The sequence below is a fragment of the Catenuloplanes sp. NPDC051500 genome (assembly GCF_044454585.1).
Lineage (GTDB): Bacteria > Actinomycetota > Actinomycetes > Mycobacteriales > Micromonosporaceae > Catenuloplanes.
In genome coordinates this window covers 51,009-65,085 of the sequence record NZ_JBITDX010000023.1, presented here as the reverse complement: position 1 = coordinate 65,085, position 14,077 = coordinate 51,009, and the positions used below count along the sequence as shown (strand labels likewise).

General features: G+C 69.6%; 15 protein-coding genes. 6 read left to right on the top strand and 9 right to left on the bottom strand.

Annotation, left to right across the window (positions count from 1 at the left end):
- Both ACIA8K_RS33740 and ACIA8K_RS33735 read right to left on the bottom strand, forming a co-directional pair.
- The gene (locus ACIA8K_RS33740; protein WP_396066715.1) at nucleotides 1-474 is read right to left on the bottom strand and encodes a PH domain-containing protein; all 474 of its coding nucleotides are present in this window, start codon (nucleotides 472-474) and stop codon (nucleotides 1-3) included.
- Between the two features lie 65 nt (nucleotides 475-539).
- Nucleotides 540-920 carry a hypothetical protein gene (locus tag ACIA8K_RS33735; protein WP_396066713.1) on the bottom strand — a complete coding sequence of 127 codons (381 nt, stop codon included), beginning with the start codon at nucleotides 918-920 and terminating at the stop codon, nucleotides 540-542.
- Nucleotides 921-1,216: 296 nt separating this feature from the next.
- On the opposite strand from ACIA8K_RS33735, the gene ACIA8K_RS33730 reads away from it, so the two are divergent.
- Nucleotides 1,217-2,011: an SAM-dependent methyltransferase gene (locus ACIA8K_RS33730; RefSeq protein WP_396066711.1), complete on the top strand. Its 795-nt coding sequence runs from the start codon at nucleotides 1,217-1,219 to the stop codon at nucleotides 2,009-2,011.
- Nucleotides 2,012-2,077: 66 nt separating this feature from the next.
- On the opposite strand, the gene ACIA8K_RS33725 is transcribed toward ACIA8K_RS33730, so the two are convergent.
- Genes ACIA8K_RS33725 through ACIA8K_RS33710 form a run of 4 tightly spaced genes read right to left on the bottom strand, consistent with a single transcriptional unit; the run spans nucleotide 2,078 to nucleotide 6,130 of the window.
- Nucleotides 2,078-2,731: a hypothetical protein gene (locus tag ACIA8K_RS33725; protein ID WP_396066709.1), complete on the bottom strand. Its 654-nt coding sequence runs from the start codon at nucleotides 2,729-2,731 to the stop codon at nucleotides 2,078-2,080.
- Nucleotides 2,732-2,738: 7 nt separating this feature from the next.
- Nucleotides 2,739-4,334 carry an extracellular solute-binding protein gene (locus ACIA8K_RS33720; RefSeq protein WP_396066707.1) on the bottom strand — a complete coding sequence of 532 codons (1,596 nt, stop codon included), beginning with the start codon at nucleotides 4,332-4,334 and terminating at the stop codon, nucleotides 2,739-2,741.
- Nucleotides 4,335-4,349: 15 nt separating this feature from the next.
- Nucleotides 4,350-5,204: a carbohydrate ABC transporter permease gene (locus tag ACIA8K_RS33715; RefSeq protein ID WP_396066705.1), complete on the bottom strand. Its 855-nt coding sequence runs from the start codon at nucleotides 5,202-5,204 to the stop codon at nucleotides 4,350-4,352.
- Entirely contained in the window at nucleotides 5,201-6,130 is a 930-nt protein-coding gene (locus tag ACIA8K_RS33710) for an ABC transporter permease (RefSeq protein ID WP_396066703.1), read from the bottom strand. The genes ACIA8K_RS33715 and ACIA8K_RS33710 overlap by 4 nt, the downstream gene beginning before the upstream one ends.
- Before the next feature lie 191 nt (nucleotides 6,131-6,321).
- Between ACIA8K_RS33710 and ACIA8K_RS33705 the strand changes: the two genes are divergently transcribed.
- Nucleotides 6,322-7,317, top strand: a complete 996-nt coding sequence (locus tag ACIA8K_RS33705) for a LacI family DNA-binding transcriptional regulator (RefSeq protein ID WP_396066700.1) — start codon at nucleotides 6,322-6,324, stop codon at nucleotides 7,315-7,317.
- Nucleotides 7,314-8,279 (top strand): acetylxylan esterase, encoded by a 966-nt coding sequence (locus ACIA8K_RS33700; protein WP_396066696.1) that lies wholly within the window; start codon nucleotides 7,314-7,316, stop codon nucleotides 8,277-8,279. The genes ACIA8K_RS33705 and ACIA8K_RS33700 overlap by 4 nt, the downstream gene beginning before the upstream one ends.
- Nucleotides 8,280-8,306: 27 nt before the next feature.
- Here ACIA8K_RS33700 and ACIA8K_RS33695 read toward each other — a convergent pair whose 3' ends face one another.
- Nucleotides 8,307-9,332, bottom strand: coding sequence for an NAD(P)-dependent alcohol dehydrogenase (locus tag ACIA8K_RS33695; RefSeq protein ID WP_396066694.1), 1,026 nt, complete (start codon nucleotides 9,330-9,332; stop codon nucleotides 8,307-8,309).
- 91 nt (nucleotides 9,333-9,423) lie between these two features.
- Here ACIA8K_RS33695 and ACIA8K_RS33690 point away from each other — a divergent pair, with 91 nt between their 5' ends.
- Complete coding sequence (locus ACIA8K_RS33690; RefSeq protein WP_396066692.1) at nucleotides 9,424-9,960, top strand: TetR family transcriptional regulator; 537 nt, start codon at nucleotides 9,424-9,426, stop codon at nucleotides 9,958-9,960.
- Nucleotides 9,961-10,087: 127 nt separating this feature from the next.
- The gene (locus ACIA8K_RS33685; protein WP_396066690.1) at nucleotides 10,088-11,263 is read left to right on the top strand and encodes an FAD-dependent monooxygenase; all 1,176 of its coding nucleotides are present in this window, start codon (nucleotides 10,088-10,090) and stop codon (nucleotides 11,261-11,263) included.
- Between the two features lie 117 nt (nucleotides 11,264-11,380).
- On the opposite strand, the gene ACIA8K_RS33680 is transcribed toward ACIA8K_RS33685, so the two are convergent.
- Nucleotides 11,381-12,304, bottom strand: a complete 924-nt coding sequence (locus ACIA8K_RS33680; protein ID WP_396066688.1) for an SDR family oxidoreductase — start codon at nucleotides 12,302-12,304, stop codon at nucleotides 11,381-11,383.
- A 164-nt stretch (nucleotides 12,305-12,468) separates the two neighbouring features.
- Here ACIA8K_RS33680 and ACIA8K_RS33675 point away from each other — a divergent pair, with 164 nt between their 5' ends.
- Nucleotides 12,469-13,302, top strand: coding sequence for a helix-turn-helix transcriptional regulator (locus ACIA8K_RS33675; RefSeq protein WP_396066686.1), 834 nt, complete (start codon nucleotides 12,469-12,471; stop codon nucleotides 13,300-13,302).
- Nucleotides 13,303-13,374: 72 nt separating this feature from the next.
- Here ACIA8K_RS33675 and ACIA8K_RS33670 read toward each other — a convergent pair whose 3' ends face one another.
- Entirely contained in the window at nucleotides 13,375-13,965 is a 591-nt protein-coding gene (locus tag ACIA8K_RS33670; RefSeq protein ID WP_396066684.1) for a TetR/AcrR family transcriptional regulator, read from the bottom strand.
- Nucleotides 13,966-14,077 lie beyond the last annotated feature (112 nt).

Here is a 14,077-nt window from a genome sequence, read left to right as displayed (position 1 = left end):
TCAGGCGACCGCCAGCCGGCCGCGAAGATCCTCCAGGACCCTGTCGAAACGCTCCGCGCTGAGCACCTCGTCCTGCCTGTTCCGCGTGACGTTCAGGCCCGTGTCGCGATACACCCTGGTGGAGAGCCGCTCACCGTCGGCCAGCCACACCCAGATCGCGTCCCGCCCACCCGACGCCTCACCGGGCGCGACGACGAACCGGGCGATTTCAGACCATGCCACGGTACGGCTCCGGAACAACCGCCGGATCCGGATGCCGGACGGCCCGACGAACAGCCCGGTCGTGCCCATCTGCCAGACGAGCCTCAGCCACAGGGCGATGAACGGGTAGGCCAGCAGCGACCTCGGGTCGCCGTCCTCGGCGCTCAGCACGCCGACCGTGACCACTCCCAATATCCCCACGCCGAACAGGAACATCAGCCCGACCAGGACATGCCCGAAGCGCCACCCCTGGACCGGCCTCCACTGTGTCATGCGGACATGATCGCAAAGGTGACCGGCCGGTCGCGCCTCACCGCGGCGTGACCGGCCGGTGGGGGTCAGGAGCTGCAGTTCTCCGCGTTCTTGATGTTGATCGCGTAGACGGTCTCGTCGCTGAGGAGGTGGACGGTCTCGTTGGGGAAGATGCAGAAGGTGCGGGAGGAGCCGTCGTCCCAGCGGGTGTAGAGCAGGGCGCCGTCGTCGTTGCGGCTGTTGTAGATGTAGTCGGCGCCCTTCGCGGCGGTGGTGAGCGTCTGGTAGCCCCGGTCCTGGTAGGCCGCGTTCGGGTTGGCGGCGTTGTAGCGGGAGGCCGACTGGTAGAAGCAGACCCGCGGCCAGCCGCAACCGTGTGCGGTAACGGCCTGTGCGGGCGCCACCACAAGCGTGCTGAGCACCATGCCACCGGCGATTGCGTACGCCGCCTTGCTGAGCTTGTTCATCGCTGTCCCTCGTGTCGGTTCGGACCGCACGGGGGCGTCATCGCACGCGCTGAATCGCACGCACGGCCAACCTCAACCCCCGTATCGGCTGCCGTCGACATCGACTATGCGCACTGTCCGGTGGCTCAGTCAACTGTGGACGGCGCCCGAAAGCGATCATTGACATCGGCGTATGCGTTGCGTCATGATCGCGAGAACCGACCGGTCGGAAGCAGCGGTTATCTACGGAGGGTGATGCCAAAACGCGATGAGACCGGCTGTCCACGCACGACGTGTGGGAGGTAGATTCAACAGTCGTGCCGCCCCTTGAGCTGAACACGACAGTTGCCCACTCCGCCCGCATCTACGACTACCTGCTGGGCGGCAAGGACAACTTCGAGGCCGACCGCAAGGCGGCCGAGGCGATCATGCAGTCGTCGCCGAGCCTGCCGATCTCCATGCGGGCCAACCGCGACTACATGGTGCGCGCCGCCCGCCACCTGACCAGGGACCACGGCATTCGCCAGTTCCTTGACATCGGCACCGGGCTGCCCACCTCGCCGAACCTGCACGAGGTCGTGCAGCAGGTCGCGCCCGAGTCCCGCGTGGTCTACGTCGACAACGACCCGCTGGTCCTGGCGCACGCCCGCGCGCTGCTCAGCTCGCACGCGGACGGGATCACCGCCTACCTCGACGCCGACCTGCGCGACGTGCCGGCCATCCTCGGGGCGAAGCAGCTGCTCGAGACGCTCGACCTGAGCAAGCCGGTTGCGATCAGCCTCATCGCGGTACTTCAGTTCGTCACGGAGGAGGCGGAGGCGCACGCGATCATCGATGAGCTGCTGAGCGCGGTCCCGGCCGGCAGCGCGCTCGCGATCTCCACAGTGACGGCGAACAGCGCGCAGGCGGTCGGCGCGGCCGCCGGCTACAAGGCACGCGGCATCCCGGCGAAGCCACGCACCGACGACGAGGTCCGCGGGCTGTTCCGCACGCTCGAGCTCGAGGAGCCGGGCGTGGTCATGGTCCACCGCTGGCGCCCGGAGCCCGGCACCGACCCCGCCGAGCAGGACCCGCACGTCCAGATGAGCGGCGGCGTCGCGATCAAGCGCTGACAGCCCCTCTGAAAGACGCCGATCAAAGACGCTGATCAACTGGCGCTGATCAAGGGCGAGTGCTCTTCACGCGGTCACCGCTCGCAGCAGCGCCAGCAGCAGCACCGGCGCCGCGATCAGCAGCGCCCCCTCGGACCAGGCGAGCGTGACCGCGGCGGCCACGATCAGCAGCACCGCGACCGCGAGTGTCACAAGCGGCCGGGTCATCAGCGTGTACGCCGCCCGCCGCGCCACCACCGACACCGGCGCGTCCTCGGACAGCACGACGAGCACGAGCGCCACCGCCACCCACAGGCACGCCGTCACCGCGATCACCGTCAGTGGCGCTGCCCACCACCCGGGCACTCCGGCCACGTCCAGGTGCGTCAGGTTGATCGAGAGCACGGTGAGCAGCGCCAGGAACGGTGCCCAGAGCAGCAGTGCCCGCCCGGCAAGCGACCGCCACCCGCGCAGCCAGTCCGCGGACGGATGCAGGTCGCCCAGGTCCGGCCGGTGTGCCCGAAGCGAGAACAACGCCGCCGCGACGGCCGGTCCGACCGGCAGCGCGGCCACGGCCAGCAGGGGCAGGTTGCTCCCGTCGCCGCCGAGCGCAAGCCCGGCGGCGACTGTGGGCGAACACCCAAGCGCGGTCCACACGCCGGTGACGAGGAGCCGGTGCACCGACGCCGCCGTGCGGGCCGCCCGGCTGTCCAGGATCGACGCCTCCGGCCGTACCCTCATGGCGTTGTCATTTGTTCTTGTCCGCGTAGCGGGCTCTGGCCTTGTTGACCAGTTCGATGTAGGCGGGGCCGTTCTTGGCGCTCAGCTCCGTGACGTAGGTGTCCCATTCGGCGAGGTCGCGCTGGCCGAGGATGAAGCGCAGGGACTGCTGGGTGACGTAGTCCTTGAGCGGGGTCTCCCAGAGCGTGGCCTGCTCGCGTTCCTCGTCGGTCAGTGGCGCGGGCGGCGGGACCGGGATCGACGTCTTCGCGGCCATACCCTGCTGGAAGGCCTGCTCCTCGGCGGAGAACGTGGAGTTGAGCAGCTCGGTGGTGCCGCCGTAGGCGAAGTTGCCGCCGGAGAAGCCGAAGTCCTTCTGCAGGTGTTTGGAGCCGGCCGGGTTGAGCCCGACGAAGTTGACGTCCGGCGTGAGCGTGCGCTTGCCGGTCGCGTCCTTGGTGTATGTGACGCCCTCCACGCCCCACTTCGCGAACTCCTGGCCCGCGTCGGAGTAGTAGAGCCAGTCGATGAACTGCATGAGCGCCACGAAGTTCTTCGACTCGCGTGCCTTGGAGGAGATCATGAGGCCGCTCTCCAGCCGCGTGTAGCCCTTGACCTCGCCGGCCGGCCCGGACAGGAACGGCAGCTTCGCGATTGTGGCGCCGTCCTTGAGCAGCGGGCGGTAGTCGTTGACCAGGGTCTGCGCGTTCGTGCTGATCACCATGGTCTTGCCGGCGCCGAGTTTCTGCTTGGCCTGGTCGTCGGTCTGGGTGAAGCTCTCCGGGTCGAGCAGCCCTTCCGCGACAAGCGTGTGCAGGTAGGTGAGCATGGCCTTGTACTCCGGCATCGCGCCGGTGAGCACGAAGTTCTGCCCGTCCCAGGTCTCGTTGTGGTACTGCCAGCCGCCGGTGGTGCCGTAGGCCAGCGAGATCATGTTGAGCAGGTTGCCGCCCGGGTCCGGGATCGCGAACCGGTCGGAGAACGGGTACGCCCCCGGGTTCTTCGCCTTGAGCGCCTTCAGCGTCGTGTGCAGCTCGTCCCAGGTCTTCGGCGTGGGCAGCCCCAGCTCGGCGAGCACGTCCGTGCGCACGGCGAGCGAATATTCCTGCCAGACCTCCTCGTGCAGGCCGGGCAGCACGTAGAACTTGCCGTCCTCCTGACGCAGGTTGTCGATCTGTGGCTCCAGCCGCCACTTCGCGATCTTGTCCTTGAAGTTCGGCATCAGGTCGACGTAGTCGCTGACCGGCAGCACCGCGCCGGACGACACGAACGGCTGCTCCTGCGGCGGGTAGACCTTCGGGATGATGAACGGCGCGTCTCCGGCGCTGACCACCAGGCTTCGTTTCTGGTTGTAGTCGCTGGCCGGCACCACTGACGGCGTGAGCGTGATGTTGGTGCGCTTGCTCAGCTCCTGCCAGAACAGCCAGTCGTTCTTGATCGCATAGTTCGGGTGGTCGCTGTAGAGCATGTCGAACGTGATCGGCTCGGTGGCGGTGAACTGCGTGCCGACCGCGTAGTCGGTCATGGCGCCGGCCCGGTTCTCGTCCAGGTTCGTGCTCTCCGGACTCGAACCGCAGGCGGCGACTGTCGCTAACGCAAGAAGGGAGGCTGCAACACGTTTCATGAGTGGGAAGACCTTTCAGCCCTTGACGGCGCCGAGCATGACCCCGGAGACGAAGTAGCGCTGGACGAAGGGGTAGACCGCCAGGATCGGCACCACTGTCAGCACCATGGTCACGGCCTTGATGTTGGCCGCGACCTGTGCGACGTCGGTGCCGGCGCTGCCGGTGGAGGTGGCGTCCGTCGCGCCCGCGATCAGGTTCCGCAGGTAGACGGTGACCGGGAACAGTTCGGCCCGGTCCAGGTAGAGGAACGCGGTGAACCACGAGTTCCAGTAGGCGACCGCGTAGAAGAGCAGCATGGTGGCGACGATCGCCTTCGACAGCGGCAGCACGATCCGCAGCAGGATGCCGTAGGTATTGAGCCCGTCGACCGCGGCCTGCTCCTCGAGCTCGACCGGCAGGCCCTCGAAGAACGCCTTCATCACCAGCAGGTTGAACACGTTGATCGCGTTCGGCAGCACCACGGCCCAGATCGTGTTCCGCAGGCCGAGGCCGGTGACGAGCACGTAGTTGGGGATCAGGCCGCCGGAGAAGAACATGGTGAAGACCGCGATGCCGACCAGCAGGCCGCGTCCGCGCAGGTGGTGCTTGGAGAGCACGTACGCGTAGCAGGTGGTCAGCACGATCGAGATGAGCGTGGCGACCACCGTGTAGACCACAGTGTTGCGGTAGTTGGTCCAGAACAGATCATCGGACATGACCAGCCGGTACGTGGTCAGGTCGAACCCGCGGGGGAGCAGCGTGACCCGCCCGGCGATGATCTCCTCCTCGTCGGAGAAGGACCGCGCCACGATGTTGACGAACGGGTAGAGCGTCACCACGACGACAGTGGTGAGGATCAGCGCGTTGATCACGTGGAAGAGGCGTCTCACCAGAGGCTCGTTCCGACAGTGCGCCTGCTGATGGCGTTCGCGGAGAAGACCAGGATCAGCCCGATCAGCGCCTCGAACAGCCCGATCGCGGCGCCGTAGGAGAAGTTCCCGCTGACCACGCCGAGCCGGTAGAGATAGGTCGGAATCACGTCCGCGGTCGGGTAGGTGAGCGGGTTGTAGAGCAGCAGCACCTTCTCGAAGCCGACCGCCATGAACGTGCCGATGTTCAGGATCAGCAGCGTCATCATCGTGGGCCGGATGCCGGGCAGCGTGACGTGCCAGGTCTGCCGCCACCGCCCGGCCCCGTCGATCTTCGCGGCGTCGTAGAGCTCCTCGTCAAGCGTGGTCAGCGCGGCCAGGTAGAGGATCGTGCCCCAGCCGACGGTCTGCCAGACCTCGGAACTTACGTAGATCGTCCGGAACCACTCGGGGCGCTGCAGGAACGGGATCTCCGTCCCGGCGAGCGCGTTGATCGCGCCGTCCACGGAGAGCAACTGCCCGATCATGCCCGCGACGATCACCACGGACAGGAAATGCGGCAGGTACGACACGGACTGCACGAACCGCTTGAGGGTCCTGATGCGCACCTCGTTGAGCAGCAGCGCCAGGATGATCGGCAGTGGGAAGCAGAGCGCCAGCGACAGCGCGCCGAGGATCAGTGTGTTCGTGAAGACCTGCCAGAAACCGGGGTCGGCAAGGAACATCTCGACGTACCGCAGGCCCACCCAGTACTCGCCGAACACGCTGCCACCAGGGCGGAACCGGCGGAACGCGATCACGTTGCCGAGCATCGGGGCGTACCGGAAGACCAGGAAGAACAGCAGCGGGAGTACGGCGAGCGAGTAGAGCTGCAGGTCCCGGCGCCACGGGCGTTTCGTGCGCGTCGTGCCTCCGGTGGTGGGCCGTGCCTTCACGAGTGTGGTCACGCGCACCCCCTCCGAAAGTTTCGGCAGTTGAACCGGTATATCTGCCGGGAACCTAAATCCATTCATCTACACATGTCAAGGTCTCGATATCGCGGCGCAACCGGTGTAGACAGGCTTTACCCGTACCCACGATGGCTCTTGGGGTTGATCATGGTTGTTGCGCGTGACCGAAACTTGCGGCGCTGCTTTCGATGACCCAGCCCACAATCGCGCTGATCGCGGAGGAGGTCGGCGTCTCGATCACCACCGTGTCCAAGGTCCTCAACGGCCATGCCGACGTGGCCGCGTCCACCCGCGATCGCGTCGAGGCCAGCCTGCGCCGCCACCAGTACCAGCGCCGCACCACCCGCCGCGCGGCCGGCCACATCGACCTGGTCTTCCACGAACTCGACTCGGTCTGGGCGATGGAGATCCTGCGCGGCGTCAGCTCGGTCGCGGAACCGGACGGCACGCCCGTCGTCGTCTCGCACCTCGACGGCAGCCACCGCCCGGACCGCGCCCGCATCGACCGGCTGATGTCCCGCCGCCCGCTCGGCGTGCTCATGGTGCTCTGCGCGCTCGCCGAGGCGCAGCGGCTCCAGCTCGACCGGCGCGGCATCCCGCTCGTCATCGTGGACACGGACAGCGCCACCTCCGCGCGCGTGCCCACGGTCGGCGCCAACAACTGGAACGGCGGCCTGCTCGCCACCCGCCACCTGCTCGACCTCGGCCACCGGCGGATCGCTGTCGTCTCCGGCCCGCGCGACGTGCTCTGCAGTCAGGCCCGCGTCGCCGGCTACCGGTTCGCCCACGAGTCGGTGGACCTGCCGGTCGACCCGGACCTGGTCCGCTACGGCGACTTCACCGCCGACGCCGGCCTGCACCACGGCGCCCGGCTGCTCGACCGCCCGGACCGCCCCACCGCGATCTTCGCCGGGTCGGACATGCAGGCCATGGGCGTGCTCCGCGCCGCCGCCCGCCTCGGCATCTCCGTCCCCCGCGACCTGTCCGTCATCGGCTACGACGACCTGCCCACCGCCGCCTGGACCGGGCCCGCGCTCACCACCGTCAACCAGCCGCTGCGCGAGATGGCCGGCGCCGCCACCCGCATGCTGCTCGACCTGGCCCGGGGCGTACCCGTGCAGGCAAGCCGCATCGACTTCGTCACCTCGCTCGTACTGCGGGAGACGACGGCGCCGCCGTCATGACCCCGGACCTGGAGGGGTACGACCCGGAGGTGCTCGTCCCACCTGACTTCGACGAGTTCTGGTCCTCCACGCTGCAGCGGCGCGGCCCGATCCTGCTCTCCGTGACGCCGGTGCAGACCCGCCTGCGCCTGATCTCCACTTGGGATGTGGCGTTCGCCGGCTTCGGCGGCCATCCGATCCGCGCCTGGTACTCCCGCCCGTCCTTCGTCGAGGACGTCACCATCCCGGCGGTCGTCGAATTCCCCGGCTACGGCCGTGGCCGCGGCTTTCCGCACGAGCGCCTGATGTGGGTGTCAGCCGGCTACGCCCACCTGCTGATGGACGTGCGCGGCCAGGGCGGCCGCTACGGCAACGGCGGCGACACGCCCGACCCCGGCGCGGTCCCGGACGCGCCGTGGCCGGTCACCTGGGGGATCGGCTCACCAGACACCTACTACTACCGGCGCCTGATCACTGACGCGGTCCGGGCCGTGCTCGCGGTGCGGGCGCTGCCCGGCGTCGACCCGTCACGGGTGGCGGCGATCGGCAACAGCCAGGGTGGGGGACTCGCGCTCGCCGTCGCCGGCCTGGTGCCGGACCTGGCCGCGCTGCTCGTCACCTCGCCGTTCCTGTGCGACATCCACCACGCGCTCTCCCACGTGGAGACGTCGCCCTACGGCGAGGTCGCCTCCTACCTGGCCGTCCGCCGGGACCTGACGCCCGCGGCCTTCGACACGCTGTCCTACATGGAGGGCGTCACCTTCGCCCGCCGCGCCACCGCCCCGGCCTGCTTCGGCACCGGCCTCCGGGACAACGTCTGCCCGCCGACCGGCGCGTACGCCGCCTTCAACGCCTACGGCGGGCCCCGCACCCCGAAGGAGATCCACGCGTACCCCTTCAACGGCCACGAGGCCGGCGACGCCTTCCACGCCGCCCACCAGCTGGAGTGGCTCCTCACCCAGCTGCCGCCGGACCCGGCCTGACGCCGGTCCGGTGCCGGGGCGGCGGGCTCAGCGCTTCATGTCGATGACGAAGCGGTACTTCACATCGTTCGCCTCAAGACGCTTCAGCGCGGTGTTGATGTCGCCGGTGCCGACCACCTCGATGTCCGCGGTGATCCCGTGCGCCGCGCTGAACTCGAGCATCTCCCGGGTGGAGCGGGTCCCGCCGGCGCCCGCGCCCGCGATCGACTTCCGGCCGACCGCGAGCGCGAACGGCGCCACGTCGAACGAGGCCGGCAGTCCGACGCTGACAAGCGTCCCGTCCGTGGCGAGCGCCTGGACCAGCGGCGTCATCGGGTGCACTGCCGGCACGGTGTCGATGATCAGGTCAAGTCGGTTGGCCGGCATCTCGCCATCGCCGGTGATCACCGCCTCGTGCGCGCCGAGCCGCAGCGCGTCCTCGGCCTTGGCCGGCGACGTCGTGAACGCGACCACGTGCGCGCCCATTGCCCGCGCGAACTTCACGCCCAGATGTCCCAGGCCGCCGATCCCGACGATGCCGACGGTGCGACCGGGGCCCGCCTCCCAGTGCCGGAGCGGCGCGAAGACTGTGCTTCCCGCGCAGAGCAGCGGCGCGGCGGCCGCCGGATCGAGACCGTCCGGCAGCCGGTAGACGAACCGCTCGTCGCCGATGATCTGCTCCGCGTACCCGCCGCGGGTGACGCCGTCGCCGTGCCGGTCTGGCGCGCCGTAGGTCGAGGTGGCAACGGTCAGGCAGAGTGTCTCCTCGCCGGCCAGGCAGGGCGGGCACTCGCGGCACGAGTCGATCACCGGGCCGACCGCGACCAGGTCGCCGACCGCGTGGGTGGTCACGGACGGGCCGGTCTCGGTGACCCGGCCGACCAGCTCGTGGCCGGGGACGACCGGGTAGTCCCGGCCCCACGGTCCGACGTAGTGCAGGTCGGTGTGGCAGATGCCGCAGTAGAGCACCTCGATGCGCACGTCGTGCGGGCGGGCGTCGCGCTGCCGGTAGGTCCACGGGCGGATCGGGCCGCCGCGCTCGAGGGCGGCGAACGCGTTGACGGTCTGGGACATGATGCGGCTCCTTTGGTAACCAACTAGTTGGCCACCCTAGAGCGAGGAGGTCGCCGGAGGCAACCAACTAGTTGCCTACTACACTCGGGCCATGCCTGGAGACGCCGCCGCGACCCGACGCCGCATCCTCGACGCGGCCATCGCGGAGTTCGCCGCGTTCGGCATCGCGGGCGCGCGCGTCGACCGGATCGCGGCCGCGTCCGGCGCGAACAAAGCCATGATCTACAAGTACTTCGGCAGCAAGGACCAGCTGTTCGACGCGGTCTTCGACACCATCGTGATCCAGACGATGGACGAGGTGCCGGTCGACGCGGACGACCTGCCCGCCTACACGGCACGGCTCTGGGACCAGTTCCGCGCCCGCCCGGAGCTGCTGCGCCTGCACCGCTGGGACACGCTTGAGCGCGACGGCCTCGGCATGTCCGCGGAGAGCGTGCGCACCGCGACCGCGGAGAAGGTCGAGGCGCTCGCGGCCGCCCAGCGCCGCGGCGTCATCGACGCCACGCTCCCGGCCCCGACGCTGCTCACGCTGATCCTCGAGCTCAGCCGCACCGGCCTGGACGCGACCGAACCCGAGGCCCACCGCGAGGCCATCAAGACCGCCGTGCGGCGGATCATCAACCCATAAAGGGCGCTGTCCCGCCTCCGCTGTGGTCACCGTCCGCGCGCTCCCGCGGCCGGCGGATCCGTGGGTGGCACCAGAAACCAGGGACCGATTGTTTGCTCTTAAAACAGTTTCACGGTAGAACTATCTCATGACCACGCCCCGCGCACTCGTCTCCGGCGCCAGCATCGCCGGCCTCAGCACCGCCTACTGGCTCGGCCGCTCCGGCTGGGACGTCGACGTCATCGAGCGGTTCGACGCGTTCCGGGACGGTGGCCAGAACATCGACGTGCGCGGCGCCGCCCGCGAGGTGCTGGCCATGATGGGGCTGGAGAAGGAGGTGCGCGACCGGAGCACCACCGAGGAGGGCACCTCGATCGTGGACGGCGGCGGGCGCCCGGTGGCGAGGTTCCCGGTCGAGGAGGCGGACGGGCCCACGGCCGAGCTGGAGATCCTCCGAGGCGACCTCGCCCGCGTCATCCTCGACGCGCTGCCGGACACCGTCACGGTCCGCTACGGCGACCGGATCGAGAGCGTGCAGGGTTCGCCGGTCGAGGTGACGTTCCGGTCCGGGGCGGCCGGCGTCTACGACCTGCTGGTCATCGCGGAAGGAGTGCGCTCCCGTACCCGCGACCTGGTCTTCGGGTCCTCGGTCTCCCGGCGGGAACTCGGCGTGGACATGGCCTACGGCACGATCCCCCGGACCGCGGACGACGACCGCTGGTGGCGCTGGTACTCGGCCGCGGGCGGGCGCCAGATCACGCTGCGGCCGGACAACACCGGCACCACGCGCGCGACGCTGGCGTTCACCAGCCGCGGCCGGAACCTGGCGGACCTGCCGCTCGACGAGGCCCGCGCCGCACTTCGCGAGGTGTTCCACGACGCCGGCTGGCAGGCGGCGCGCGTGCTCGACGGCTTCGACGGCTCGGACGACGTGTACATGGATCACCTCACGCAGATCACGATGTCGTCCTGGTCGGCGGGGCGGGTCTGCCTCACCGGCGACGCCGCCTGGTGTGTGACGCCGCTCGGCGGTGGGGGTACCTCGCTGGCGATGACCGGTGGCTACGTGCTGGCCGCCCATCTCAGTCAGGGCGGGCCGATCGAGGAGGCGCTCGGCCGCTACGAGCAGTGGATGCGGCCGCTGATCACGGACGCCCAGCAGCTGCCGCCGGGGATGCCGGGGATCGCCTATCCGGCATCCGCGCTCGGGGTGCGGACGCTGCGGCTGGGAGCCCGGATCGGCAGTGTGGGCCCGCTGCGCAGGCTCACGTCCCGGCTGAGCCACGTGGCCCAGACCGGCCAGGCGTTGCCGATCCTGGCCTGACGCTCAGGCGGTCTCGTCGGGACGGCGTCGGCCGGGCAGCCGGAATCCCCGTTTGCGCAGGAAGGCCGCGAGTGCCGTGACGAGGAAGATGGCGAGCGGAATCATCCGAGGTCCCCGTCAGCCCTGGAAGGTGACCTGGGCGAGCTTCTCGGAGATCCGCCAGACCTCCGCCGCCTCGGACTCGCTGCGCAGCCGGCTGTACGGCGTCTGCTCGGCTGGTGCGCCGCTCAGCCCGCCCGGCCCGCTCGGTCCGTAGAACCGCCCGCCGCGCGCGTCCGGAGAGGTGGCGGCCATCAGCGCGGGCAGCGCCGCCGTCTCCGGCGTGCCGACCAGGATGCCGAGCCGGGACATCGCCCGGATGGCGCGCACGGCGATCGTGTCCCGTGGCCGCCCGATCCCCGGCTGCGCGGCCAGCAGGTTGGTCGGGCTGATCCCGGGGTGCGAGATGTTGCTCGAGATCCCCCAGCCGGCCGCCGCGCTGCGCCGCTCCAGCTCCAGGCCGAACAACCCGAACGCGATCTTGGACTGGTTGTAGGCGCGCTGGGGTTCGTAGGACCGCTCCCAGTTCAGGTCGTCCCAGTTGATCGATCCGCTGTTCGCCGCCACGCTGAGCTGCGACGTCACCCGGCCCTTGGCCGCACGCAGCAGCGGCAGCAGGTGCGCGACGAGCGCGACGTGGCCGAGGTGGTTGCTTCCGAACTGCAGCTCGAAACCGTCCGCAGTGGTCTGCCGCGTCGGCGGCTGCATCACACCGGCGTTGTTGATCAGAAAGTCGATCGGCCGGCCCTCCTCCCGCAGCCGGTCGCCGAGCGCGGAGACCGTGTCAAGCGACGACAGGTCGAGATCCCGCAGCGAGACGGTGGCCGACGGGTGTTGCTGCCGGATCTTCGCGATCGCGGTCTCGCCCTTGCCGCGGTTGCGGACCGGCATGATCACCTCCGCGCCGGCGGCGGCCAGGCGAGTGGCGATGGCCAGGCCGACGCCGTCGCTGGCACCGGTGACGACGGCGAGCCTGCCAGCGAGGTCGGGAACTGTGAACATGGTCTGCTCCTTCGGCGGTGACCGGGTTGACGTTACGAGACTGCCCCGGTCGGCGATGGCTATCCAGGACCTTTCGATCCCCCCGTCCCGCGCCCGCCGCCACGCGCTAAGGGGGGATCGGCGAGTCCTGGATCCGCCCCGGCGAGGCCTGTAGAAAGGGAGACGTGGTCATTGATCGAGTCGGGCTGGCCGAGTTCCTGCGCCGCCGCCGGGAGTCGCTGCAGCCCGAGGACGTGGGCCTCCCGCGCGGGTTGCGCCGCCGGACGACAGGCCTGCGCCGCGAGGAGGTCGCCGGCCTCAGCAACATGTCCGCCGACTACTACCGGCGCCTGGAGCAGGAGCGCGGGCCGCACCCGTCCGCCGAGATGATCGCCTCGATCGCACAGGGCCTGCACCTGTCGCTCGAGGAGCGCGACCACCTGTTCCGGCTCGCCGGTCACCAGCCGCCCGCGAAGGGTGCGGCGGGCGAGCACATCAGCCCTGGCCTGCTGCGCGTCTTCGACCGGCTGCTGGACAGTCCCGCCGAGATCGTCACCGAGCTCGGCGAGACGCTCCGCCAGACCCCGCTCGGTGTCGCACTCACCGGCGACAACACCCGTTTCACCGGCCCGGCGCGCAGCATGGGCTACCGCTGGTTCACCGACCCGGCCGTCCGCACCCGCTATCACCCCGACGACCACGACCAGCACTCCCAGGTGTACGTCTCCGGCCTGCGCGAGATGGTCGCCCGCCGCGGCCCCGGTTCACGCGCGGCCGAATACGGCGAGCTGCTGCTGGCCCGCAGCGAGGAGTTCCGCACGCTCTGGGAGCAGCACCGCGTCGGCCTGCGCTTCAACAACGCCAAACGCTTCATCCACCCCGACGTCGGCCTCCTCGACCTGGCCTGCCAGACCCTCCTCGACCCGGACCAGTCGCACTGCCTGTTGGTCTACACCGCGGTCCCGGGCAGCGAGAGCTACGAACGCCTCCAACTCCTCTCCGCCGTGACGGTTCCCTGAGGCGTTCGCCCCGCTCGGCGTGCCGGCCGGTGGGTTCTCCGGACATCCGACCTCCACTGCAGAGACGGGCCGCTAGGGAGCGGCTGGCGGCGGCAGAACCGTGCCCAGGATGCGGGTGAGATCTGCCTGCGACGGTGGACTGTCGTGTGCCTGTTCCCACATGACCACTGCCTGGAAGATCACGTAGGCGATGATCGGCAGGTCGGATGCCGGGCTCAGCTCGCCCCGGAGGACGGCGCGCTCCAATGCCCGCTGGAACGGTGCGATAGTGCGTGCGTTGGCGGTGCGGACCAGATCCCGGAGCTCGGCGGCGCCGGTCGTCGCCGCCGTGATCATCGCGCGGCCCTCGGGCCGGGCTGCGTTGTCGCGGATCAGCACCATCAGCGCAAGCAGGTCCCCGGACACCGTGCCGGTGTCAGGGTCGACGTCGTAGCGTTCGAGAAGCGGCTCCACGACCGCCTGCAGCAGCGCTGCTTTCGACGGCCAGCGCCGGTAGATGGTCGGGCGACTCACCCCGGCCGCCTTGGCCACGGCGTCGATGGTGAGGTTCGCAAACCCGGTCCTCGACAGCTCCGCCACCGTGGCGGCGCGGACGCTCTCGATCACCTGGATGCTGCGAGGACCCTGCTGTACGCCGCGGGTCGGCCGGTTCGGTGCCGTCATCAGGCCTCGACCTTAACGAACGTCCTGGACCGCTGTGGGAACGGCCGCCGCAGTTAATGTTTACAGACTGTTGCCATTTTGCTGATGGCGACCTAGCGTCGGCAGTCGCACC